Genomic DNA, 22,924 nt, shown 5'->3' on the forward strand with positions numbered 1-22,924 from the left:
GCCCGCGGCTCAGTCGACCAAGTCCACGACCAGTCCGTAGTGGTCGGATGGCACCACTCCGTCGACGGCTTCGGTGCCGAGCAGTCGGACACCCGTGATGTTGCCCTGGGGGACCGGGCGCGGCGTCGACACGAACACGTAGTCGATGCGCCGGTTCGGCCACATGGCTTGGTGCAGGTAAGGGTTCTGGCCGCTCCACGTGAAGCCGGGGCCGTCGCCGGCCTGTGCCCAAGCGTCGCTCCAGACCAACCCGGGCACCGGCGGTGGGCGTTCGCCGGTCAGCAGCCTGATCTCCTCGGAGCTCGGGACGGCGTTGAAGTCGCCGGCCATGACGATCGGGAAGCCCTCGGGATCGTGATGAGGTGCTGCCAGTTCGCACAGCGTGGCCACCTGTGCCTGGCGGATCTCGCTGAGATGGAAGCGGTGCTCGAGGTGGGTGCAGATGACGGTCATCTCGCCGTCCCCGCGTGCGATCCGGGCCACGACTGCGGTCCGGTGGCCCGACTGCAGGCCTTCGGGCGACGAGGGGTCGCCGACAGCCAGCGAGTGAGAGCTGGATTCGATGATGGCTGTGCGGCTCAGGATCGCATTGCTGAACGACAGTCCCCGCCGGCCGAAGCGCGGGTGGTGCGCGACATTCATGCCCAGCGCCTCGCCGAGCAGGTCGGCCTGGTTCTGGCCGTCACGCTCGGCCCAGATCTCCTGGCAGCACACGATGTCGGCGTCGAGTGCGGCAAGCGTGGCGACGATGGCCTCGTGGCGGGCCTCCCAGTTGTCGCCGAAGCGCCACCACAAGTTCCAGGTCACGATGCGCACAGCGTCACCGTAACGGCCGCTGTCCTCGCCGAGCTGACTGACCGATGCGGGAGCTCGGCGACGTATCGTCTGCGGCGATGAGCGACGAAGAGAACGCCGAACACTCGACCGATCAGATCTACCTGCGCGACGCGTACCAGCAGACCGTCGAGGCGACGGTGGTCGCTGTGCGTGACGATGCCGTCGCGCTCGATCACACCGTCTTCTACGCCACTGGCGGCGGGCAGCCGCATGACACCGGCACGCTCGCCGACCAGGGTGGGAACACCTGGCAGGTGCACAACGTGCGCAAGGAGGGCGACCTCATCTGGCACTGGGTGGACGGCCAGCCTTCGCCGGAGGGAACGGCAGTCTCCGGCACCGTCGACTGGGAGCGCCGGCTGCAGCTCATGCGTACCCACACCGCGCTGCACATCCTGTGCGGGGTCATCTGGAACGAGTGGGGCGTGCTGGTGACCGGCGGGAACATGGAACCGCTGGCCGCCCGCATGGACTTCGAGTTCAGCCCGTTGCCGGAGGGCTTCGCTGCACGGGTTACCGAGTTGGTCAATGCCGAGATCGCCGCGGATCGGCCCATCGAGGTGAGCTTCCTGGAACGCGCGGTGGCGCTGGCCGACCCCGAGCTGATCCGCACCAAGGTCAACCTGATCCCCGAGTGGGTGACCGACATCCGGGTGGTGGACATCGTGGGGCTCGACCGCCAAGCCGACGGGGGCACCCATGTGGCGTCCACCGGCGCCGTGGGCCGCTTCGAGATCACCAAGACCGAATCGAAGGGCAAGGGCAACAAGCGCGTCCGCATGGTGCTCCACGACGCTTAAGCGAACCTTGGAGCCCGGGGCGGGTCCTGTCACCCCTGCCTCGCCGGCGCGGGCGCAAGCGCCCGCGCGCCCCGCAGTCCTCGCAAGCTGCGGGCTGCGGGGTCCCCGTTCGGTGCCACCCACCCCTACCTGCCGTCATAGGGCCTCTTGGCGGGCGCGCGTCTGTTCGGTACCTTGGAACAAATGACTCCCCGGGAGCCATTGGGCGGAACGCGCACCGTCGTGCCGTCTGCTCGTCGGACGGCTACGTCTCGATTCGGCGCCTCCCGGCGCGAGGGCCACGATGCGTCGGCGTTCTACGAGCGCTTTACGCCGCCGGTTCTGTCCGATGACGACGCGGTGGCTCGGGGGCCTGACATCGATCCCAAGCTGGCTGAGCGCCTCGGCGACGGCTGCTTCTGCGGTGACGCTCGGCAGATGGCCGAGCTGCACGATGCGTGCGTGGCGCTGGTGGTCACCTCACCGCCGTACTTCGTGGGCAAGTCGTACGAAGATGCCGTCGCCGCCGGCACCGACAGCCGCATTCCCACCAGCTATTTCGACTATCTCGACATGCTGCGGGATGTCTTCGCGGAGTGCGTGCGGGTGCTCGAACCGGGCGGTCGCATCGCCGTCAACGTGGCGAACCTGGGCCGCAAGCCGTATCGCAGCCTGTCGGGCGACGTGGCCCGCATCTTCGAGGAACTCGGCCTGCTGCTGCGCGGCGAGATCGTGTGGCAGAAGAGCAAGGGATCGAGCGGGTCGTGCGCATGGGGGTCGTTCCGCAGCCCGTCCAATCCGACGCTGCGTGACACCACCGAGCGCATCGTGATCGCCAGCAAGGGCCGCTTCGACCGGGCGCGCTCGGCCGCACGGCGCGAGGACGAGGGGCTGCCGCACCGCAGCAGCCTGTCCACCGATGAGTTCATGGAAGCCACGCTCGACGTGTGGGACATGGGGCCCGAGAGTGCGCAGCGGGTGCGGCACCCCGCGCCGTTCCCCTTGGAGCTGCCCCGGCGTCTGATCGACCTGTACACCTACGAGGACGACCTGGTGCTCGACCCGTTCATGGGTTCCGGCACCACGCTGGTCGCGAGCGTTCTGTGCGGCCGGCGGCCGGTTGGCTACGACCTGAACCCCGATTACGTGGACTTGGCACGCGCACGCGTGGCTGCTGCGGACTCAGCTCCGCCGGAAGGTCCACGCCCCACCGCGCAGCCGCCGCTGTTCGAGTTGAGCAGCGCCGCGCCGAAGGCAATTGCTGATGCGATGACGGCCGATGCCTTTGTCGGCCAAGCGGTGGAAGCCGGTCGCAAGTCCCACGACATCGCCAGTGAGCTGCTGGAACGCTCGGGCTTCGAGATCGTGCGCAGCCCCGCCACGGTGCGCGGCTCTGGTGTGAAGTTCAGCTTCCTGGTGGCCGACCGGACGAGCCGTGAGTGGTGGATCGATGTAGCCGGGGCGTTCACCACCGTGCGGCCCGGACTGCTGCGCGCCGAGACGCTGTGGAAGGCGCTGGGGCGAGCGTCGGTGCTGGCCTCGGCACAGCCCGGCGCACGCGTGCTGCTGCTGACCCCGCATCTGCCCCGAGTGGGTGCCGAGGGCGACCGTGCGCTGCGCACGCTCGGACCAACTGCAGTCTTCGACGTCATCGAGCTGTTCGACGAGGCGGCTATTGACAGGCTCGCGAGCTATGCCGACGGTGCTACAGCCCCGCTCGCCGGCTTCTGGGACGACGGCGAGATTGACACCGCGCCCTAGCGAAGCTCAGACGCCGTCGATGCGCTTGAACAGCTCCGCGTAGGCGAGCCCGGCCTGCTGGCCGCTGGCCGCAGCGACCGCATCCACCCAGTCGGCGAAGCGCTGCACCTGGGCGGGATCGTCAGGGTCGGTGATGTCGTGGGTGGTCACGAACTGGGTGTGGTGGCACAGCAGCGCCTCCGTCTTGGTGGCAGTCCAGCCCTCCACGTTTTCCGCGTGGTCCGGTTCGTCGGCCTCGAACAGCAGCAGCTCGTCGGGGCGATGCGGCGGCAGGCCCTGCTCGGGGAAGAAGAACGGGTCGCGGGCGGCCACGACGCCCTCGACGGCCAGCAGCCCCGCGTGGCGATGATCGGGATGGAGCCGGTAGCGCTTCCACGGGTCGTGACCCAGCACGACGGCAGGGCGCAGCTCGCGGATGACCTGGGCGACCTGCGCTCGGGTCGCGAGGTCGCTGTCGAGCTCGCCGTCGACGTGGCCGCCGAAGCGCACCTCGCCGGTGCCGCCGAGCGTGGCAGCGGCGGCACGCTGCTCGTCCTGGCGGGTTCGCACCAGCGCTGCTTGGTCGCAGTCGGCGTCCCACGTGCCCTTCGAGCCGTCGGTGCAGACGAAGTGGTGGACCGCTGCGCCGGCGGCTGCCCACTTGGCCAGCGTCGCCCCGCAGTCGAACTCGGCATCGTCGGGGTGAGCCGCGATGACGAGTGCCGATGCCGGCACTGGCAGGTCAATCGAGAATCCGGCGTCAGCGGTCATCGCTGGCTGTCGGCGTCGGCGAGATGCGCCGCGAGATCGTCGGGCGTGTCGATGTCGAATTCGAGCGCTGCGACCCGCCGCACCTGCAGATCGAGCCCGCAGCGCTGCGTTTCGTCACAGTGGGCCTTGAATGAACCAGGCCCGTAGTGAAACTCGAACCCGGTGCCCAGCGGCAGCGCCATCACATTGGTGCCGTCGAGATGCCGGTCGGGCACGATCGTCACGGTGCCCGGCTCGGCCAGTCCTTCGAGCGTCTCGGCGCGGGGCAGATCACCGTGGGCGATCACGACGTGCTGCGGCCAGCGGCCATCGGAAGCGGCGTCGCTGCCCGTCGAGTTTCGCCACGGCGGTGATTCCTCTGGCGTGGCGGCCGACAAGCGCTCGAGGGCAGCAGTGAGGGCGCCATTCAGTCCCCGAACCTCGATGCGCAGCGGATGGGCCCCCACCGAATGAGCCCACTCGGCCACCTCGTCGTTGTCGCACACCACGAGAGCCGGCATGCGACCGGCGGCCTGCACGACCCGCGCGGCCATGGAACGAGCCAACTCGGCCCGCTCACCGGCAGGAAGCTGCGGGGCGAGCCGTCCCTTGGCCAGCTCGAAGTCCTTCACGGGGATCAGCACCACCGCTTCGGGGTTGCCGCGATCAGTCACCCGCGGCGAGTGTATGGGCGCTCAGAAGCCCGAGCGCACTCGTTGGGAGGGTTCGTGGGCGCATCGACCGAAGACGGATGCGGCTCGGTCGGCGGGCTCCGATTTGCTAGGACAAGACGGTGCTGACTGAGCCGCCTGACGGGTGGGTGCGACCGTGGTGGGCTGAGCGCCAGCTCGACCCGAAATCGGCCGCGTATGCGCCGGAGCCCAGCGAGATCCGCTATTGGCTCGGCGGCATTCACGTTTCGGACACGGTGCTTGCCAACACGCTGGGCCGCTCGTGGACGACGATCGGGCTTCCCGAAACGCTCGACCGGGCTGAAGTTGATCCGCGGGGACTGGTGGTGCTGGGGAACTGGTCGCTCGACTGGTGGGTGCGTGCCGGTGACGAATGGGTCTTCCCGTCGCGGGCGGTGTCGGTGCGCCAGCGCTTGGTGGACGCGATGCCGGTGGTCGAGACCGTGGTACGCGTCGGCGGCGGCGACGTGGTGCACCGGGCAACGGCGGCTCGGGGTGCCTCGGTTCAGCTCGAAGATGCTGAGGGCCACGTGAAGCGCCGACGGGACAAGCAGGCCGCAGATGGCCCCGCGAGCGCCGTTCCCGAGGTGTTCGTGGTGGAGATCGTCAATCGCACGTTGGCGCCTGTGGCCGTTGCGCTTGCTCCCCGGCCGTTCCATTTGGGCGCGTTCGAGAGCTCGAACGGCGAGATCTGGGAGTGGTCGAACGCCTGGTGCATTGACGACATCTCCGTGGACGGTCGGGTGATGACGCTCGACGACGGCCTCGGTCATACCGTGGGCCGCGCAGCGGTGATCTTCGATCGCGCACCCGGCGATGTCGTAGTCGGCGGTCACGGGGCCGATTGCGCTGCCGTGCTTGTGGAAGCTGGCAACCAGGCCACGGCGGGGCAGGACAGTTCTGTACCGGTGAGCATCGGGGGTGCCATTCCTTCAACTGACCCGCCATCGATGCCGCAGCATGGACGGGATCCGGCGGTGGTGACCTGCCCACAGCACCTCGCCAACGCAGCGGCGGTGTTCCCGCTGGTTGCTGGAGCGACGTTGCGCGCCGCCATTGTGGGCCGCGGCTCGGCATTCGAATGGGACGCTGCCGGCAGCCCTGCGCTCGGCGCCGCCGTGCTCGATGCGGTGCCCGGCGTGGAACGGGTGGCCAACGGTTGGCGCCGGCGTGTCGATGCAGGTTGCCGGCTCGAGCTGCCCGCCGGCCGGCTGGCTGACGCTGCACTGGCGGCGCGGGCTCTGCAGATGCTCTCGACGGCACCATTTGATGACGGTCCTGGCGTTGTCGGCCCGATGCTGGCCCCGGCGGCGCACACCGATGCGCAGTTCCCCGGCGACGACCTCGTGCAGCTGCTGGCGCTCATCGAGTCGGGCGTGCCCGAGCAGGTCCGCGATCTCCTGTTGCGCCAGGCCCAGGCGCAGCACTTCTCCGGCGTGACCGCCAGCATGGGCATCTCGGTGACGGGCACCTCGCTCGTGCTCGCCGAGCACCTGCTGTCGCTGCATCCGGACCCGGAGTTTGCCGAGGGCATCTCAGAGTTCGTGACAGCAGCGGCACGTTGGCTGCTGACGCGCGAAGTGCGCTGGCAGGAGGAGCCATGGACGATCCGGGAGGGACTGCGAGCCAGCAGCCGACTGTTGCTGCGGCTCGGTGCTGAGCGTGCAGCGACTGCCCTGCAGAGCGCGGCATTGACGCTGCCTGAAGCACTGCGTGTTGACATCGCCGGCACAGCGCGCCCGCGAGCCAGCTCCCGGGAACGCCGCCGCGCTCGCCCGCATACTGCCGACGGCGCTGCCGACACCAGCGAGTCGCCGTCCTTCTACCGCGATGGGTTGGGACGTCTGCCGTGGGAGGCGTCTTCGGACACGAATGCCCGGACTCGCAGCACGGCGAGGTTCGTCCAGCGTGTGCCCGGCGAGTCGGCATCGAATGAGGAGGATGAGCAGTCGGGCCAGCGCTGGGAGTGGCTGTCGCATGACACCGGGCTGTGGATCCATGCCGCCGTGCCGTGGGCGCCGCCGTTGCCGTTCGTGGGGGCCGAGCCGGCCGACGGCACGCCTGCGGACTTCGTGGACGACACTGCCGCGTCGTGCGGACACGACATGGTGGCCACTGCGCTGCTGGCCCTCGCCGAGGCTCGATTGGCGCCCGGACGCGCCTTCGACCGGCTCGAGGCACTGGTCTCGGTGGCATCGCCGACGCTGAACTGGCCGACCTACATGCACCCGACGTTGCGCACGGGCACCAACGGGACGGGGCACGACCTGATGGTGGGCGGCCTGTTCGTGCGGACGCTGCTGCGACTGCTGGTCGACGTTCCCGACGACGGTTCGGCCGGCAGCGGGGGAGCAGGCCGCGAACCGGCCCGCCTGCGGCTTGCGGCGCACTGGCCGGCAGCCTGGCTGGGCCAGCCGGTCGAAGTGCACCACGTGCCGACGCGCATCGGGCCCGTGTCGTGGGCGGTGCGCTGGCACGGCGAGCGGCCGGCGCTGCTGTGGGACGTGGTGCCACACGACCCGGGCGGCGACCCGCCAGCAGTCACAGCGCCAGGGCTGGACCCGGCGTTCACGGCCACGGGCTGGCAGGGCGAGGCGCTCCTCGCACCCCCGCCCGCGCTGTAACCGGTCTCCCGATCGGCACGGGGTCGGCAACTAGGTTCACATCCATGACGGCGCGGCCGAGCCTCACGTTCGAGCGGCGCTGCTGGGATGCGGGCGAGACGACGGTGGTCGGCGTGGACGAGGTGGGCCGCGGCGCTTGGGCCGGCCCCTTGACGGTCGGCGCGGTGGTGGTCTCGCCGCACGGTCGTGTGAACGGCATCCGCGACTCCAAGGAGCTCCGCCCCGAGGTGCGCGAGCAGCTCTTCGAACGCATTGACGACTGGGCCCGTGCCTGGTCGGTGGGGCATGCCACCGCCGCCGAATGCGACGAGTTGGGCATGACCGATGCCCTGCGGCTGGCCACGCGCCGGGCCTTGGAACTGCTGCCGGCCGAGCCGGATCGGGTGCTGCTCGACGGCAAGTACAACTTCGTGGACTGGCGTCCGAGCCGGGCGCTTGTGGAGGGCGACCGGCGCTGCCTGTCGATCGCGGCGGCCTCGATCATGGCCAAGGTTGTGCGGGACCGGATCATGACGGTGCTGGCCGGCGACTTCCCGCCCTACGGGTTCGAGTCGAACAAGGGCTATCCCGCGCCGGTCCACCGTGCCGCTCTGGCCTCCCATGGACCGTGCGCCATCCACCGGCTGAGCTGGTCGTTCACCGAGGGACTGCCCAATGCCGAGCCGGTGCCGAGCGCCACACACAGCGATGCCGAAACAGCGCTGGAGACCTACTCGAAGGCCTTCGCCGGACCCGACACGACGTTGTTCTGAAGCGCCGCTCCGACGAGAGGGCGTCGGTCCTGGGTCACGTGCTGCGTCGGAATGAAGCCGCGCACCGGGGCTGCTAGATGATTGGTTCCAAGGGGTCAGTGGTCGTAGTGGGTGAGGGTGCGTGCTGGCAGGTGGGGGTGGTGGGTTCTGTTGTGCCAGATGGCGGCGGTGAGAGCGAGGATGCGTGCCAGGACGCGCACGGCGACGCCGGCGCGGGTGCGGCCGTTGTGGCGTTCGAGGCTGAGCTGGCCTTTGAGGGTGTCGCAGACCGATTCGATGATCTGGCGGAACGGGCGCAGGAACCGCTGGTGGGGGCGGGCGGGCTCGTTGCGGGCGGCGGGCCGGATGAGGGTGATCCCGGCGTCGTTGAGCCGGTTCTCGAAGTCTTTGCTGCGGTAGCCCTTGTCGGCGATGAGCGTCTGGCCGGGGCGGGCCAGGTCTGCGTGGTCGATCATGGCGGCGCAGGTGTCGCGTTCGTCGGCCTTGGCGCCTGCCAGGGCGAAGCTGATCGGCAGCCCCGCCGGGGTGGTGATCAGGTGCAGTCGCAGCCCCCAGAACCAGCGCGAATGCGACGCGCACCAGCCGTATTGGGCCCATCCGGCGAGCTCGGAGCGCACCGCGGTGGGTCGGCTCGTGCCGCACGGCACCGGCGTGGAGTCGGCCAGCCACACGTCGTCGTGCCAGTCCGGGCAGTCGCGGGCCAGCGCTGCTGTGACGTGGCCGATCATCTCGCCGGCGCGGCGCAGCCGCTTGTTGAAGCCCTCTCTGTTGGGCAGGTACGGGAACCACGGCCGCAGGTGCTGATGAGCGAAGCGCACGAACCCGCGCTCGGAGTCGTACCCCAATAACGCCGAGATCACCGCCAAAGTGACCAGCTCCGCGTCCGACAGCTTCGGTGCGAACCCCACACGGGGCCGCCGCGGCGCCCAGCCGGGATTGTCGGCCAACAGATCGTCAATCCTCACATACAGTGCCGTCGCGAGGGTGTCCAAGTCCGGGTTCATGCCCAGGTCCTCCAGGATCGAGGTGCAGGTACACACCCCGAGCTTGGACACCCTCACCCCACCAACAGCGGACCCCCCACCCCTTGGAACCAATCATCTAGAAGAAGGCAGCTTCACGGAGAGGCCCTTGATGAGTGTGAACGACGACCCCAACGCTCAACAGCGCGAGTTCTGGCGGAACGCAGACGTGTGGGTGCAGGAGCAGGAGCGGCTGGACGCCCAGCTCGGCCACATCGGCCTAGCGGCGATGGAGACCGTGGAGGGCCTGCCGGCCGAAGCCAACGTGCTGGACGTGGGCTGCGGCTGCGGCCAGACGACGTTGCAGTGGAGCGAGCGTGTCGGCGGTTCGGTGCTGGGCGTCGACATCAGCGAGACGCTGATCGACGTGGCCCGCCGGCGTGGCGCTGAACACGCGGCCGGGCGCCCTGAGACGGCGCCGATCGCATTCGAAATAGCGGACGCCCAGACGGCGGACATCGCCGCGCTCGGCGCCGCTGCTTCGGGCCGCAACGGGGTCTTCGACGGCTTCGACCTCGTCTTCTCGCGCTTCGGCGTGATGTTCTTCGCCGATTCAACCGCAGCGTTCGCGAATCTGCGGGCTGCTACGCGGCCCGGCGGGCAGCTCGCATTCGTCTGCTGGCAGACGCCGCGCCAGAATCCGTGGCTGGTCACCGTTAACAAGGCAGTGCTGGAGATCGTGGAGATGCCCGACAGCGGGGGACCGGCGGTGGATCCGTTCGCCTTCGCCGATCCCGACTTCGTGCGCGGCATGCTCGCAACAGCGGGGTGGTCCGATGCTGGCTTGGAGTCGTTCGAGACCGAGGTGCTGTACGGCGTGGGCAGCACGCTTGCCGACACTGCGCAATTCGCCATGGATCTCGGCATTGCCCGGAGGGCGCTGGCCGGGCACCCGCCGGAAGTGCACGCTCAGGCGAAGGACGCCGTCATTGCAGCGCTCGCGCCTTTCGAGACGCCGGAGGGCGTGGTGTTCCCTGCCGCTGCGTGGATCGCCACGGCGCGCAACTGATCCAGCAGGTGGTCGCCCGCCCTCTCAGGGGTTGCGAGGCCCAACCGGCTCGACGGCAGTAGGCACGGGTTTGGCACACTCGCGGAAGATGATCGACGAACCGAGCTGGACGATCGGGATTGAGGAGGAGTATCTCCTCGTCGACCGCGACAGCGGCGCCTTGGTGCGGGCACAGCCGCCCGGCTTGATCGAACGGGTGGCCGAGCTGCGCCACGGGCTCGTGAGCCCGGAGCTGTTCAGCGCGCAGATCGAGATCGGCACGGGCATCTGCCGTGACATGAAGCACCTGCGCGCCGATGTCGGCCTGCTGCGGCTCGCGGTCACTGAGGCCGCTGCAGAACATGGGCTTGCGCCTATTGCCGCATCCACCCATCCGTTCGCCAGACCGGAGGAGCTCCAGATCACCGACAAGGAGCGCTACCGCGATCTGGCCGAAGACCTCCAAGAAATCCAGCGCCAGCTGGTCATCTCGGGTCTGCACGTGCACGTGGGCATTGAAGACCCTGAGCTGCGGATCGACTTGATGAATCAGGTGACGTACTTCCTGCCGCACCTGTTGGCCGTGTCGACCTCGTCGCCGTTCTGGCAGGGTCGCGACACCGGGCTGGCCAGCTACCGCTCGGCGGTGTACAAGACGCTGCCGCGCACGGGCCTGCCGCCGAAGTTCGACTCGTGGGCGGAGTTCCGTCGCCATGTCGATGTGCTGGTGAACGCCGGGATCATCGAGGACTCATCCAAGGTGTGGTGGGACATCCGGCCCTCGGAGCGCTACCCGACGCTCGAAATGCGGGTCACCGACCTGCCGACCCGCATGGAAGACACGATCGCCATCGCGGCTGCGTATGTCTGCCTGCTGCGGATGCTGTGGCGGTTGCGAACCGAGAACCAGCGATGGCGCGGCTATGCGAACTTCCTCATCGGCGAGAACCTGTGGCGGGCGGAGCGGTACGGCATCAGCGGCTCGTTGATCGACCTGGGCAAGGGAACGCTGGTGCCCTACGAGCACCTAGTCGATGAGCTCATCGAGCTGGTGATGCCCGATGCCGAGGCGCTCGACTGCGTGGATGAGATCTGCCACCTCCGCACCATCTGCGAGCACGGCACCTCAGCGAACCGCCAGCTCGCCGTCTATCAAGCTGCGCTGGACGCCGGTGCTGATCACGACGAGGCCCTCGCCGAAGTGGTGCAGCACCTCATCGGCGACTCGTTGGCGCCGCCCGCCGACGATTAGTTGCAGGCGCCGTCTGCGCTGACGCCCCGGTGGCTGTAGCACAGCGGCGTGGCCAAGACGCTGCGAAGCGTGTACGGCCCGGCATCGGTGGCGATGTCGCCGTCGGCCACAGCAGCCGTCCAATCGCCGGCTGCATCGGCCGAGATCAGCAGCCGGTAGCCACGTATCGAATCGTCGGGTTGGCCCACGACATCAACGGCGATGTCGACCACGGCTTCGAACGCGCCGGGGGGCGCAACGGTTCTGACGCGTGACGCGGGCTCGTCTGAGGCAACCGTCGCGACAATCCGTTCAGCCAGTGCAGTGAATGTGTCAGCGGTCGTGGCGCCGTCGATGTTGGCAGTGACCTGCGCGGTGATGTCGAGGGCAGTCTCCGGCACCAGCGGCGCCAGATAGTTCGAGCTGGCCCAGCCGATGATCGGGCCCGCTTGGATCTCGTGCCACGTGCTCGTGGCGAGGTCACGGGAGCGGCCGGTCGCGGTCACTCCCGCAACGCCGATCCTCGCAAACGCCCCTTCGGCGTCGGCATCGCGAACCAATAGCGCGCTCTCACTCGGCGACTGCGGCGACAGCTGGAGCGTCAGCGTTGCGACGATTTCGCCGCTGGGAACATCGCGCACGTTGAGCCAGTCGTCGTGAGCGACGCCGATGACGCCGAGTTGGGTGCCGGCCGCGGGCCCGAACGTCGCAGGAGTGCCCGGCAGTGCGTCGTCAGGTGTCGTCGCGGCGGCAGGTTCCGCCGATGCAACAGAAGTAGCGGTGACGACCGTCGGCGAAGGTACCGCAGCGTCGGCGGATGTGCCTGCGGTCGTGGCCGGCAGCGACGGCACCGCGGGTTCGCCGTCGGCGCCGGCCGTGGTGGTCCCAGCAGCGACATCCGCCGTCGATCGTGCCGGTTCCACCTCTGTCGCGCTCAAAGCGACGAACAACGACAGCACTGAGATCACCAAGGCAGCAAAGGCCATCGCGGCAACAAGTCGGTTCGTCATGAATCCGCCACGGCGGCAGGCAAGCTCACAGGCGCTCCGGTATACCGCAGTATCGGCCGAATCAGGCGACACCCAGCACAAGCAGGCAACCGACTCGCCCACTTCCCGACTTGAGCGTGTCCAGAATTCGACAGCCAGTCGCGGGCTAGTGATATCGATTTGATACCATTCCATTCATGGCGATGACGCTCAGGCTGACCGACGACGAGCAGGAGGCGTTGCGGCGGCGCGCCACGCTCGACGGCACCTCCATGCAGGAGGCCGCTCGGCGTGCCGTGCGCGAGTACGTGACCAAGGCAGAGCATCGCGACCGCGTGGCAGTCGCGGCCGACCTCGTCATGGATCGTCACGCCGAAGCGCTGCGCCGGCTGGGCGAGTGAACGAGACGTTCGAGTACCTCCACACCGAAGACCTCGTCGAACTGGCCCGCCGGTTGCTCGGCGATCCGCCGCCGATACGGGACATCGGCCTCTTGGGTGCCGCGGCAGCACGGCCCCAGGCCTCCGCATTCGGTGAGGACGCCTATCCCGACGTGTGGACCAAAGCTGGCGCGCTGTTGCACTCAGTGGTCAACAATCACCCGCTCGTCGACGGCAACAAGCGACTCGGCTGGCTAGCCGCAGCCGTCTTCCTGGAACTCAACAACGCCAGCGTGACCACGGCCAGCAACGACGCCGTCTACGACCTCGTCATGGCCGTCGCCGCAACCGACATCACCATCGACCGCATCGCCGCCGCCCTACGCGCCATGGGCACCCGAGTGTGAGCGGTAGGCCTGTTCGAGGTTGAGCCACAACTGCGCCGAGGTGCCGAGCGCAGAAGAGATGGCTGCGGCCAAGTCGGGGGTGACCTCGATCTGCGCATCGAGGACGTCCGCGACAACGTGCACCGGCTGACCTATCAGCTCCGCGAAATGCGGAATAGTCCAGCCACGCGCAGCGAGTTCATCTGCGAGGTGCTCGCCAGGAGGAAACACCTCTGCTGCCACAAGCTTCGAAGACAAGTTGGCGTACCTCCGTTTCGACTTGATGGTTCAAGTAACCGAGACTCATCAGAACGGACCAGAGCAGCGAGTCTTCGCAGTCCTGGATGCGGCGTCGGCGCTCATGAGCGGACCTGCGCCACTTCCGTCGCCCGGTTCAAGATCGTACGATGGCCGCTGGTGTGCGGGTTGGCGGTCGTGAGTCTGGGGTCGCTGTGAGTGAATACCTCTCGCCCGAGCAATTGGCCCGTCGCGACATCGACGAACAGTTGGAGGCCTGCGGCTGGGTGGTGCAGGACTACAAGACAGCAGCTGTGGCTGCGGCTCTGGGAGTAGCTGTCCGCGAGGCACAGACCACGGCTGGGCGTGCCGACTATGTGCTGTACGTGGACCGTCAGGCTGTGGGCGTCATCGAGGCGAAGAAGGCCGGCATGACGCTGACCGGCGTTGAGCCACAGACTCGCAAGTATCAGGCCGCGTACCCCGAGGACCGGCCTGCTGTCGAGATCCAGGGGGCGCTGCCATTCGGCTACGAGTCGACTGGTACTGAGACCCGCTTCACGAGTGGCCTAGACCCAGTGCCCGCGAGTCGTCGCGTATTCACGTTCCACCGCCCCGAGACGTTGGCGCGTTGGCTGGCAGACCATGCCGAGGGGAAGGGTCGCGAGCCCGGCCTGCGCGCTGGCGTGAAGCATCTGCCTGGACTTGACGCGGATGCTGGGCACTTGTGGCCGGCGCAGGAAGAGGCCATCCGCAATCTTGAGCAGTCATTCAAGGACAACCGTCCTCGGGCACTGATCCAGATGGCCACCGGTTCGGGCAAGACGTTCACAGCCGCCAACGTCTGCTATCGCCTGCTGCGATACGCGGGTGCCCAGCGGATTCTCTTCCTCGTCGACCGGGCGAATCTTGGCCGCCAGGCACTCCGAGAGTTCCAGAGGTTCGCCATCCCCGACGACGGCCGTAAGTTCACTGAGCTCTACAACGTCCGCCATCTGACGTCGTCGTGGCTTGACATGGCGAACGAGGCGGCCACCAAGGTCCACATCTGCACCATCCAGAGGCTGCATTCGATCCTGCGAGGCGAGGACGAGCTCGACGAAGCGTTCGACGAAGAGAAGAGCGGATTCGATACGGCTCCGCCAGAGCCCGTGGAGGTCTCCTACAACCCTGCGGTGCCCATCGAGTCCTACGACCTGATCATCATCGACGAGTGCCACCGCTCCATCTACGGCGTGTGGCGGCAGGTGCTCGAGTACTTCGACGCCTTCCTCGTGGGCCTCACTGCAACTCCGGGCAAGCAGACGTTCGGGTTCTTCGATCAGAACCTCGTCATGGAGTACGGGCATGCCCAAGCGGTGGCCGACCGGGTGAACGTGGACTTCGACGTGTTTCGCATCCGCACCGAGATCACGGAATCCGGCGGTGTCGTTCCCGCTGGGTTCGTGACCGAGTTCCGCGACCGTGAAACCCGAAAGCGCCGCCTGGAGAAGGTCGACACGGACATCGATTACGACGCCAACCAGCTCGACAAGCGCGTGGTGGCACCCGACCAGATCCGCACGATCGTGCGCACGTTACGCAACTCGCTGCCGGAGATCTTTCCCGACCGTGAGCGCCGTGATGATGGCTCGTTGCGGCACGTGCCCAAGATGCTGATCTTTGCGAAGGACGACTACCACGCGGAAGACATCCTCAAGAGCGTCCGCCAGGAGTTCAACTTCGGCAACCAAGAGGCGGTGAAGATCACCTACCGCTCCGGAGACTCTGGCAACAAGCCCGAGGATTTGCTGCAGCAGTTCCGCACCAGCTACGAGACGCGAATCGCGGTCACGGTGGACATGATCGCGACGGGCACCGATGTGAAGCCGATCGAGTGCGTCGTGTTCATGCGCATGGTGCGCAGCCGCAACTTCTTCGAGCAGATGAAAGGGCGAGGCGTGCGGGTGATCGACAGCGACCAGCTGCGCGCGGTCACGCCTGATGCTGCAGTCAAGGACCGTTTCGTGATCGTGGACGCCGTTGGCGTGACCGAGGCCGAGCTGCACGACACCGTGCCGATGGAGCGCAAGCGGACGGTGAGCTTCGACAAGCTGCTCAGCGACATCGGACTGGGCTCGACGGATCCCGATGTCGTGTCGTCGGTGGCGTCCCGGCTCACCTGGCTGAACCGCCGGATGACAGCGGCGGATCGGGCTGAGGTGGAGCAGGTGGCAGGAATCGGGCTGACCGATCTAGTGCGTGGCATGGTGGACGCGCTCGATGTCGACCGCCAGTACGAGGCAGCAGCTGCTGAAACTGATGGTGATCCGACACCCGAGCAGGTCAAGGCCGCCGGCGAGTCGATGATCCGCGAGGCCGTGAAGCCACTGGCAGGCAACTCTGCTCTACGGGAGAAGCTGATCGACGTCAGGCGCAGCTACGAGCAGATGATCGACACAGCATCGAGGGATCGGGTGATCTCCGGTCAGTTCTCCCGGAAAGCGGCCGACCGTGCCCGTGCCCAAGTCGAATCATGGCGGCAATTCATCGACAACAACCGGGACGAGATCACCGCGCTGCAGGTGCTGTACAGCCAGCCCTACGGCGGTGGGCTCAGCTACACCGACATCAGGGAGCTGGCGAACGCGATCAAGCGACCGCCCCATCGCTGGACGCCTGACGCTCTGTGGGAGGCCTACGAGACACTCGACAAGTCGAAGGTGCGTGGTTCGGGTCACCGTGTCAGCACCGATTTGGTGAGTCTCGTCCGCTACACGCTCGGCGAGGCCGATGTGTTGGTGTCATACCCGGATCTGGTCAACGAGCGCTTCGAAGCGTGGCTGATGCAGCAGTCGAATGCCGGCCGCACGTTCTCGCAGGAGCAGGCGGCCTACTTGGAGCTGATCAAAGACCGCGTCGCCACCAACCTCGGCATCGAGCCTGCCGAGTTGGCGGCACCACCCTTCAGCACCCAAGGCGGCCTCGGCAAGGCACGCATGCTCTTCGGCGACGACCTCGACGCACTGCTTGACGAACTCACCGTGGCCCTCGCCGCATAACCGCCCGGCACCGATCAAGCGTCCCGGGTGATGCACCGAAAATCACTTGAAGTCGGTCCAAGGCCCAGGGTTAGGCTGCGTCCATCGGTTCGAGTGCGGGAGGAGGCGACCATGGCGGTTCGGAGTCAGAGCACCTTGGAAGAGACTGCCCGCCGTGGCGACGAGATCTACGAACGAGACATCAAGCCGATCCTTGCCGAGGACCAGCGCGGCCGTTGCGTGGCCATCGACGTCGACAGCGGCGACTGGGCCATCGCCGACGAGGTGCTCGATGCGGCACAGGAGCTGAGAACTCGGCACCCTGAAGCATCTGATGTCTGGCTTCTGCGGGTGGGCTATCGCGGGCTGTACGGCTTCGGGGGCCAGGGATCTCGGGCGGTGGAATGATCGAAGGCACCGTCAACGACATCCTCGAACCGGTGGTCACCTTGGTTGTCTCGGGAGTCGCCGAGCGCACCAGCCGCGTGGACGCCCTCATTGACACGGGGTACGGCGGCGACCTCATGCTTCCGACAGATGTGGTGCGCGACCTCGGCCTGGTGCGAGTCGGCGCCACTCGGCTCGTATTGGCAAATGGCATGGAGGAGTCCTTCCACACCTACATGGCGACCGTCGATTGGTCTGGCAACAAGCGGGGCGTCGCAGTGCATGCGACCAGCGCGGCGGCGCTAATCGGCATGCGTTTGCTCGAAGGTCACAACCTGCAGATCGATGTCCGCCAAGGTGGTCGCGTCCTTATCGAGACGCTTACCGCGTGACCGAAGACCTTCCGCCCGGTTGGACCTGGGCAATGGTCGGCGACATCGCAGACGTTCAGCTGGGGCGACAGCGTTCACCGCAGCATCACAGCGGCAGTCACATGCGCCCATACCTCCGTGCCGCCAACGTGACGTGGAACGGAATCTCCTTGGACGACGTGAAGGAGATGAACTTTGACAACAGCGATTTCGAGACCTATCGGCTTGAGCCGGGTGATCTCCTGCTGAACGAGGCCTCGGGTAGCCCAAATGAAGTCGGCAAGCCAGCCATCTGGCACGGTGAGATCGAGGACTGCTGCTTCCAGAACACTCTGCTGCGACTGCGCGCACGCGGCATCGACCTGGGCTACCTGTACTGGTACTGCTTCTACTCGGCCCTGACGGGAAGGTTCGGCGAGGCCGGCCGCGGTGTCAACATCCGCCACCTCGGCAAGCGAGGTTTGATGCGATTCCCGATAGCAGTTGCTCCTCACGCGGAGCAAGAGCGCATCGTTACAGCTATCGAAGAATACCTCTCTCGCCTTGAGGCGATGGAGTCGAGCTTCGCGCATCCGAAGATCCCGGCGCTCCGCCGCTCGATTCTCAAGGAAGCGTTCGAAGGCCGTCTCATCTCACAGAATCCCCAAGATAAATCGGTGTAGGTGCTGCTGCCACATCGTCGTCTGCTAGTCGTCTGATCTGGCGCATTGAGCGTCAGAGCTCATTGCTCCACATCTTGAGAGAGCCGAGATCTCGCTTGAAGCGTGGGTTCTCGCAGATCATGGTTGCGGCAGCAGTCTCATCGGCGCCAAGAGTGCGGAGCAGGTGGAATCGTTGAATCCACTGAAGCGACCAGGCTCCGCCGAGGCAACGAAGCCCGAAGTCAGCACCCGGCCGCGACTTTCCATGTGCAACCTGTTTTCGGAGGTTGTTGATGTCATCAAATGCCGACCAAGCGCTGCGGACCTGCTTCCCCACATCGCCAGCGTTGTCTGCAGCATCGTTGATCTTGGTCTTGATGTGTACCTTCTGTTCGTCGATTCCAGGGTTCTCGTAGATGAACTGCGCCTCGACGGAGCGGACGCCGTTGAGCAAGGCGACGTCGGCGCCCCGGCTCAGGAGGCGGTCCTGGGACTCGAGGTGCGAGATCATTGAGACGTAGGCGTCGCCGCGTTGGACCTCGACTACGTATTGGCCGAACATCTGCATCGGGTCGATGCCGTGCTTGCTGAACGAGTTCCATGTCGCCAAGAACTCATGAGGCCGAATGTCGCCTGAGGCGTCGCGGGCGCTGGGCGCGCCATTGCGAGGAAGTCTCCGCAGCGTGAGCTTCACGGACTGCGGTCGATCATCCGATCCCAAGAGTCGGCACTCGGTTCCGCTGATGACCGATGGGCGCATTGTCACGAACCTGACGAAGCGTTCGACGCAATTCGCCCATTCCTCCACAACGGCTCCGAGCGCCAGTTGTCCCTCCAACTTCCAGGACACAGCGTTGTTGACCGAGAAAAGCCGGCCATCTGCATCCCATCGGTGCTGTCGAGAATGCTCGGGGAATCTCACGAGCGAGAAGTTGATGCCGCCGACGTTCACGGTGCCCAGCGTCTCGTCTCCGAGATCGACCGTGGCCGTGTCGTCGGCTTCAAACGAAACTGTGTTGTCTGTCCGTTCGTGGAGCGCCCAAGCTCGGAGGTCGTCGGTGGTCAGCCAGCTGGTTGAACACTGAGCCTCGGGCGTCACCCACGCGTTACCCGTCGCGAGCCAACCGACTGCCCAGTCCTCATGCCCCCCGGCGATGCTCGGAGAAGGCTCCGTCCTGCTGAGTCTCTGGCAGTCGAGCAAGCTAATGCAGTTCTCGTCGCGACTTGATCCCCAGATGTGAGAGCGCGATGAAGAGCTCTCCGAGTCCGAGTCATCGCTGATCAAAGTCGAAGTGTCGTCCAGACAGCCGATCGTCTCTAGCGCAAACTCACCGTCAGCGATTTCCCGCAAGGCACCCGATATGCGGTCAGCTCGCTTGGGCGGGCCATAGTCGTCAGACCCTTCCAACGGATTCGCGACCCACCATTCTCCGTGCACGAAATCGCCCCCCTGCGTCGGCATGAGAGCGGGAAGCCTACGGGCAACATGTATACCCACGACTTCACCGAGAGAAGCTCGATGCGTGCAGAGGCGGGGCGACGCGAATCCGACAGTTGGACATTGACGCTCCCCTACCCCAATGTGCGCTGCGAGGACTTGTCGAACGGGCCGGTCTCTCTTGAGCGGTCCCGTGCGGTCGAACAAGTCAGGACCGTGCGGCCGAGTGTTGACCGGGCAGACCGCGCTGCATGCGCTCCACAGCTTTCGCCAGGCGTTGATCGTTCACGGATGTGAGCCCTTCGGTTTGGCCTTCGAGTAGCGCCGCAAGTATGCACCCATGCATCTCGGTGAAGCGGGGTGGCACTGCCTCACCGATCATTGCCCTCACCGCTGTTGCGCCCCAGTCATCCAGCGAGTTTCCCCAGTCGAAGTCCTGGGGAATGGTTTGGAGATGCGCACACTCGTGAGGGCTCAGGAGACGGTTTTCGAATGGATGAATGGTGTTGTCTGAGCCGACGTGACCGCTGGCCGTCGTGATGGTCGGCGCCGGAGCATCCGGCCGCATTCGTGAGTAGCTGGATCGCCGAAAGCCGCGCACTAACCGGTAGCTGCCGTCCACCTCTTGCACCACGGGTCGCAGAAGAGGCTCATTGCACGTGGGGCACACGGCATCATCAGCGCCCACCTGTGCGTCACACTTGGCCTCACAGTGCGTGGTGTCCCAAGCACGCCCGCCGGAGTTTGGCGGGATCGCTGCCACCATGCGATAGCGATGATCTGAGCCCCAGACCGGCACTGCGTGCATCGGGGTCGTTGGATCGTGAGCGGTCTCGTAACTCGCCGCGTCGAGTTCCATCACGTCGAGTTGCGTCAGGGCTTCCTTGAGCGATGTCCAGTTGCCGTCCGCTGCGGAGGCGATCGGCTTGGGGTAGGGGACGCACTGCGACCGAGCGAGGGTGGCAATGGTCGGCTCATCACGTCGAACGAATGTCATGAAGGCTCGCACTCGGCGTTGCGGCACGCCGTAATCAGCCAGATCGGTCAAGAATGGGTAGCACTCGTAGTGCGGTTCGAGCAGCTCCCGTAGCAGCACAGCAGCTGAGATCGGCGCCAGCTCGTCGTTTCGGGGATCGAGGACCAGTCGCGAGAGAAAGGCTGCGACGTTCTCGACCACAACGAGCCGTGGCCGAAGACCGTTGGCCACTAGGGCGATCACTTCGACGAGCAGATTTCGGCCGTCACGACTGCCTGCGGCGGCGTCTTCCTCGCGTCCTCGGCCACCGCGCGCCGTGCTCATTCCCTGGCACGGTGGGCACGCCGAGAGCAACGCCGGCGGCTCTGGACCCTCTTCGCTACGGAAGGATGCAATGACCTCGCGCCATGTGTTTCGGAGGTCGCCGGGCACGCCGCGCGCTTCCTTGTGGTTGGCGAGCGCTACCGCTAGTCGGCGTTGCTCGATTTCCGCCATGATTCTGAAGGAGAATCCGGCCCTCGCATAGCCGACATCGCCGGCGCCACAGTTGGAGAAGAGGCTCACTGCGCCCAGCGCCTCGGTACCCATCTCATTCGCCTTCGCCACTGGGCGATCCAGACTCGCCGGCTGCTCGAAGCGACGTTTCACGCGCTCGAAGGAAGTCGGCGTTGGATCGTTTCGTCTTCGCCAACAGGGCATTCCAAGTCGAGTGAACTACGGTGCCCTCCTCGATGTAGCGGTTAAGCAAGTCGGCCTGCATGTTGTCGGCGAGATTGATTTCGTCGACAATCAGATGAAACACACAGCCTCGGGCCAGGTGACCGGATAAGTCTTGCTCCTGCTCCCGCATGGAACCAAAGACTGTGATGTAGTGGTAGAAGCGGGTGAAGTCATCTCTCTTGAGGCCCGCATGTGGCCGCTTGATCTCTATGCAATGGAGCTGGCTCGAAATCTCCATCATGATGAAATCAGGGCGTAGACGAAAGTCCTCCGCAGGCAGCTGCAGATCGCTCGGCCAACGTTCTTGAATCAGCGTGGCATATCGGTTAGCGAATGTTCTCAGCGTTTGGTTGTCCGAGACGACCTCCCACTCTGGGTCGATCAGCCATGGAGCGCTACGCAGAATCTCTTGCAGCCTCGATTCCGCAACGGGCTCGGTGCCATCTCGCTCAATAGCAGCTTCGAGACTCGAAATGGCCTCGACCCGCCCTCTCGCTACTTGCGCGTACGAAGCGAGCGCAGCGACCTCCGTGCGCCGAAACAGCTCTACGAGGCGATCCAGTGCATCAGAGTTGCCGCTCGTCAGCTGTGCGAGATCGGCGAAGCTCTCGACGAGCAGATGATGAGGAGCGACCGACAGCACGAATTGGACCAGGCGCTCCAAGTACTCCGAATCCTTGAGCTTCTCCTCGGAGACGGACCTGCCGAGCATCTTCGTGAGCTCCACGGCAGAATCGACGAGTTCATCGTCTTTGAAGGTGCTTCGCGCCCTCGACTCGACTCTCGACCTCTCGAGGACCCGAGTGGCCATCGACTGCTCGTGCACGGGAATGGCCGACCGGGCGACCTCCTTCACCAACTCTTGGCCGTACAGCTTGAGTGCTTCGCCTTCTTCAGAGTTCCAGAGGATGTCTTGCCGGTCCGTCCTGATGAGGTCGTCGTGGCCATCGACGTCGAGCCAGTCGGCCACCACTTCGCCCACGAGGTACGACCGGACGACGAATTCGCCGCTGTAGCCCGAACTCTGCTCGAAGTCTCGGGTCGTAGCAACGATCTTGTTTCTCGCGTAAATTCGGACACCGACGTCTTCGTCGTTCTTGTAGGCGTTCTTGGCCTTCGCGACCCAGCCGGTGACTGGCAACTCCGTGCCACCGCAGGGCACGGGACGATTATCCAAGAGGATCCGGGTCTGCTCGTCGACTTCGATCTCGAACGGTGGCAGGGGTTGCGCCCCGAAGAGTCGTTCTCTGAGGTTCAGAACCGCTATCTCGAAGTCGGTCGTGCCCCGAAAAATGCGAGCGAGTTGGCGGAGGAACACCTCCGCTGGAGGAACGCGTTTCGGGAGGAACTGTCGCAGCGTGACCTTGGTGCCGCTCGTTTCTCGCCATGTCCGGTCGAGGTCACCGGACGTGACCGGTGCGGCACCCGGCTCGTCCTTGATGATCTCGTCGTAGTCCATGACGAAGTGGCTCACTTGGTACTTGCCGTCAACGAGTTCGCCCCCGGCCGAGAGGATTTCGATCTGGCGGCAGATGCCGAATGGTGCGAGCTTGCCGATTCCCTTGCGGCCCATGACGGGTCGGTTGAATCGTGGCGATCTCGGCCCGTTCACTGAACGCGTTCGACGGTCACCGCCTACGTCAAGAAACAGGAGCTGCGCTTCTTCGGGACTCATGCCGTGACCGTCGTCTTCGACCACGATGTCCCATAGTTGACCGTCGTCGTCGGCGCCGTCGAGTTGTGTGCCCATGGGCAAGCTCACGGTCACCTGAGTCGCGTCAGCGTCGTAGCTGTTGGCGATCAACTCGGCTACGACTGCGGAGGCTCGGTCGTAAAGCCTGACACCAAGCTTGTCGATCGTGAGCCGGGAGATGTTGAGCTTGTAGCCCTCGGCATCCCCGTCTCCGCTCATCGGCCGCACTTCCAACAGCGTTGCCAAGGGTGCTGCGACAGCGGTTGGGATG

General features: G+C 65.9%; 21 protein-coding genes. 12 read left to right on the top strand and 9 right to left on the bottom strand.

Annotation, left to right across the window (positions count from 1 at the left end):
• Window positions 1-9: 9 nt before the first annotated feature.
• On the bottom strand, window positions 10-816 hold the full coding sequence (locus tag ACOQPE_RS09245) for an endonuclease/exonuclease/phosphatase family protein (RefSeq protein WP_420608634.1): 807 nt from the start codon (window positions 814-816) through the stop codon (window positions 10-12).
• A gap of 77 nt (window positions 817-893) precedes the next feature.
• Between ACOQPE_RS09245 and ACOQPE_RS09250 the strand changes: the two genes are divergently transcribed.
• Together ACOQPE_RS09250 and ACOQPE_RS09255 are read left to right on the top strand one after the other, a co-directional pair.
• The gene (locus ACOQPE_RS09250) at window positions 894-1,637 is read left to right on the top strand and encodes an alanyl-tRNA editing protein (protein ID WP_420608635.1); all 744 of its coding nucleotides are present in this window, start codon (window positions 894-896) and stop codon (window positions 1,635-1,637) included.
• Between the two features lie 183 nt (window positions 1,638-1,820).
• Window positions 1,821-3,377 (top strand): DNA-methyltransferase, encoded by a 1,557-nt coding sequence (locus ACOQPE_RS09255; protein ID WP_420608636.1) that lies wholly within the window; start codon window positions 1,821-1,823, stop codon window positions 3,375-3,377.
• Window positions 3,378-3,383: 6 nt separating this feature from the next.
• Here the strand turns inward: ACOQPE_RS09255 and ACOQPE_RS09260 are convergent, their stop codons facing one another.
• Window positions 3,384-4,127 carry a PIG-L deacetylase family protein gene (locus ACOQPE_RS09260; RefSeq protein ID WP_420608637.1) on the bottom strand — a complete coding sequence of 248 codons (744 nt, stop codon included), beginning with the start codon at window positions 4,125-4,127 and terminating at the stop codon, window positions 3,384-3,386.
• Window positions 4,124-4,780: a hypothetical protein gene (locus ACOQPE_RS09265; RefSeq protein ID WP_420608638.1), complete on the bottom strand. Its 657-nt coding sequence runs from the start codon at window positions 4,778-4,780 to the stop codon at window positions 4,124-4,126. Before ACOQPE_RS09265 ends, ACOQPE_RS09260 begins: the two co-directional genes overlap by 4 nt.
• A gap of 119 nt (window positions 4,781-4,899) precedes the next feature.
• Between ACOQPE_RS09265 and ACOQPE_RS09270 the strand changes: the two genes are divergently transcribed.
• Together ACOQPE_RS09270 and ACOQPE_RS09275 are read left to right on the top strand one after the other, a co-directional pair.
• Window positions 4,900-7,422: a hypothetical protein gene (locus tag ACOQPE_RS09270; protein ID WP_420608639.1), complete on the top strand. Its 2,523-nt coding sequence runs from the start codon at window positions 4,900-4,902 to the stop codon at window positions 7,420-7,422.
• A 44-nt stretch (window positions 7,423-7,466) separates the two neighbouring features.
• Window positions 7,467-8,174: a ribonuclease HII gene (locus ACOQPE_RS09275; protein WP_420608640.1), complete on the top strand. Its 708-nt coding sequence runs from the start codon at window positions 7,467-7,469 to the stop codon at window positions 8,172-8,174.
• Between the two features lie 95 nt (window positions 8,175-8,269).
• Here the strand turns inward: ACOQPE_RS09275 and ACOQPE_RS09280 are convergent, their stop codons facing one another.
• Window positions 8,270-9,178, bottom strand: coding sequence for an IS982 family transposase (locus ACOQPE_RS09280; protein WP_420611352.1), 909 nt, complete (start codon window positions 9,176-9,178; stop codon window positions 8,270-8,272).
• Between the two features lie 130 nt (window positions 9,179-9,308).
• Here ACOQPE_RS09280 and ACOQPE_RS09285 point away from each other — a divergent pair, with 130 nt between their 5' ends.
• Window positions 9,309-10,205: a class I SAM-dependent methyltransferase gene (locus ACOQPE_RS09285; protein ID WP_420608641.1), complete on the top strand. Its 897-nt coding sequence runs from the start codon at window positions 9,309-9,311 to the stop codon at window positions 10,203-10,205.
• Window positions 10,206-10,296: 91 nt separating this feature from the next.
• On the top strand, window positions 10,297-11,436 hold the full coding sequence (locus ACOQPE_RS09290; protein WP_420611378.1) for a carboxylate-amine ligase: 1,140 nt from the start codon (window positions 10,297-10,299) through the stop codon (window positions 11,434-11,436).
• Here the strand turns inward: ACOQPE_RS09290 and ACOQPE_RS09295 are convergent.
• A complete protein-coding gene (locus ACOQPE_RS09295) occupies window positions 11,433-12,425 on the bottom strand; it encodes a hypothetical protein (protein ID WP_420608642.1) in 993 nt (330 codons plus the stop codon). The genes ACOQPE_RS09290 and ACOQPE_RS09295 overlap by 4 nt on opposite strands.
• Window positions 12,426-12,601: 176 nt before the next feature.
• Between ACOQPE_RS09295 and ACOQPE_RS09300 the strand changes: the two genes are divergently transcribed.
• Window positions 12,602-12,805, top strand: coding sequence for a hypothetical protein (locus tag ACOQPE_RS09300; RefSeq protein ID WP_420608643.1), 204 nt, complete (start codon window positions 12,602-12,604; stop codon window positions 12,803-12,805).
• Window positions 12,802-13,191: a type II toxin-antitoxin system death-on-curing family toxin gene (locus ACOQPE_RS09305; RefSeq protein ID WP_420608644.1), complete on the top strand. Its 390-nt coding sequence runs from the start codon at window positions 12,802-12,804 to the stop codon at window positions 13,189-13,191. The genes ACOQPE_RS09300 and ACOQPE_RS09305 overlap by 4 nt, the downstream gene beginning before the upstream one ends.
• Here ACOQPE_RS09305 and ACOQPE_RS09310 read toward each other — a convergent pair.
• Window positions 13,165-13,428 carry a helix-turn-helix transcriptional regulator gene (locus ACOQPE_RS09310; protein ID WP_420608645.1) on the bottom strand — a complete coding sequence of 88 codons (264 nt, stop codon included), beginning with the start codon at window positions 13,426-13,428 and terminating at the stop codon, window positions 13,165-13,167. The genes ACOQPE_RS09305 and ACOQPE_RS09310 overlap by 27 nt on opposite strands.
• A 194-nt stretch (window positions 13,429-13,622) precedes the next feature.
• Between ACOQPE_RS09310 and ACOQPE_RS09315 the strand changes: the two genes are divergently transcribed.
• The 4 genes from ACOQPE_RS09315 (at window position 13,623) to ACOQPE_RS09330 (ending at window position 17,847) form a co-directional block, all read left to right on the top strand.
• Window positions 13,623-16,448 (top strand): DEAD/DEAH box helicase family protein, encoded by a 2,826-nt coding sequence (locus ACOQPE_RS09315; RefSeq protein WP_420608646.1) that lies wholly within the window; start codon window positions 13,623-13,625, stop codon window positions 16,446-16,448.
• A 111-nt stretch (window positions 16,449-16,559) separates the two neighbouring features.
• Entirely contained in the window at window positions 16,560-16,835 is a 276-nt protein-coding gene (locus tag ACOQPE_RS09320; RefSeq protein WP_420608647.1) for a hypothetical protein, read from the top strand.
• Entirely contained in the window at window positions 16,832-17,206 is a 375-nt protein-coding gene (locus ACOQPE_RS09325; protein WP_420608648.1) for a clan AA aspartic protease, read from the top strand. Before ACOQPE_RS09320 ends, ACOQPE_RS09325 begins: the two co-directional genes overlap by 4 nt.
• Before the next feature lie 149 nt (window positions 17,207-17,355).
• Window positions 17,356-17,847 carry a hypothetical protein gene (locus ACOQPE_RS09330; RefSeq protein ID WP_420608649.1) on the top strand — a complete coding sequence of 164 codons (492 nt, stop codon included), beginning with the start codon at window positions 17,356-17,358 and terminating at the stop codon, window positions 17,845-17,847.
• Window positions 17,848-17,899: 52 nt separating this feature from the next.
• Here the strand turns inward: ACOQPE_RS09330 and ACOQPE_RS09335 are convergent, their stop codons facing one another.
• The 3 genes from ACOQPE_RS09335 to ACOQPE_RS09345 all read right to left on the bottom strand — a co-directional run bounded on the left by ACOQPE_RS09335 (window position 17,900) and on the right by ACOQPE_RS09345 (window position 22,872).
• A complete protein-coding gene (locus ACOQPE_RS09335) occupies window positions 17,900-19,288 on the bottom strand; it encodes a hypothetical protein (protein WP_420608650.1) in 1,389 nt (462 codons plus the stop codon).
• Between the two features lie 184 nt (window positions 19,289-19,472).
• On the bottom strand, window positions 19,473-20,828 hold the full coding sequence (locus ACOQPE_RS09340) for a DNA cytosine methyltransferase (protein ID WP_420608651.1): 1,356 nt from the start codon (window positions 20,826-20,828) through the stop codon (window positions 19,473-19,475).
• 1 nt (window position 20,829) lies between these two features.
• Window positions 20,830-22,872: an ATP-binding protein gene (locus tag ACOQPE_RS09345; RefSeq protein WP_420608652.1), complete on the bottom strand. Its 2,043-nt coding sequence runs from the start codon at window positions 22,870-22,872 to the stop codon at window positions 20,830-20,832.
• Between the last annotated feature and the right edge of the window lie 52 nt (window positions 22,873-22,924).

It is taken from the genome of Candidatus Poriferisodalis sp., assembly GCF_965219595.1.
In the GTDB taxonomy this organism is placed as follows: Bacteria; Actinomycetota; Acidimicrobiia; order Acidimicrobiales; family Poriferisodalaceae; genus Poriferisodalis.

What these genes read in the sequence shown, in the direction of transcription:
- ACOQPE_RS09250 (WP_420608635.1), top strand. Translation starts at nt 894, where the DNA reads ATGAGCGACGAAGAGAACGCCGAACACTCGACCGATCAGATCTACCTG.
- ACOQPE_RS09255 (WP_420608636.1), top strand. Translation starts at nt 1,821, where the DNA reads ATGACTCCCCGGGAGCCATTGGGCGGAACGCGCACCGTCGTGCCGTCT.
- ACOQPE_RS09260 (WP_420608637.1), bottom strand. Translation starts at nt 4,127, where the DNA reads ATGACCGCTGACGCCGGATTCTCGATTGACCTGCCAGTGCCGGCATCG.
- ACOQPE_RS09275 (WP_420608640.1), top strand. Translation starts at nt 7,467, where the DNA reads ATGACGGCGCGGCCGAGCCTCACGTTCGAGCGGCGCTGCTGGGATGCG.
- ACOQPE_RS09280 (WP_420611352.1), bottom strand. Translation starts at nt 9,178, where the DNA reads ATGAACCCGGACTTGGACACCCTCGCGACGGCACTGTATGTGAGGATT.
- ACOQPE_RS09285 (WP_420608641.1), top strand. Translation starts at nt 9,309, where the DNA reads ATGAGTGTGAACGACGACCCCAACGCTCAACAGCGCGAGTTCTGGCGG.
- ACOQPE_RS09295 (WP_420608642.1), bottom strand. Translation starts at nt 12,425, where the DNA reads ATGACGAACCGACTTGTTGCCGCGATGGCCTTTGCTGCCTTGGTGATC.
- ACOQPE_RS09300 (WP_420608643.1), top strand. Translation starts at nt 12,602, where the DNA reads ATGGCGATGACGCTCAGGCTGACCGACGACGAGCAGGAGGCGTTGCGG.
- ACOQPE_RS09320 (WP_420608647.1), top strand. Translation starts at nt 16,560, where the DNA reads ATGGCGGTTCGGAGTCAGAGCACCTTGGAAGAGACTGCCCGCCGTGGC.
- ACOQPE_RS09325 (WP_420608648.1), top strand. Translation starts at nt 16,832, where the DNA reads ATGATCGAAGGCACCGTCAACGACATCCTCGAACCGGTGGTCACCTTG.
- ACOQPE_RS09335 (WP_420608650.1), bottom strand. Translation starts at nt 19,288, where the DNA reads ATGCCGACGCAGGGGGGCGATTTCGTGCACGGAGAATGGTGGGTCGCG.
- ACOQPE_RS09340 (WP_420608651.1), bottom strand. Translation starts at nt 20,828, where the DNA reads ATGGGTACCGAGGCGCTGGGCGCAGTGAGCCTCTTCTCCAACTGTGGC.
- ACOQPE_RS09345 (WP_420608652.1), bottom strand. Translation starts at nt 22,872, where the DNA reads ATGAGCGGAGACGGGGATGCCGAGGGCTACAAGCTCAACATCTCCCGG.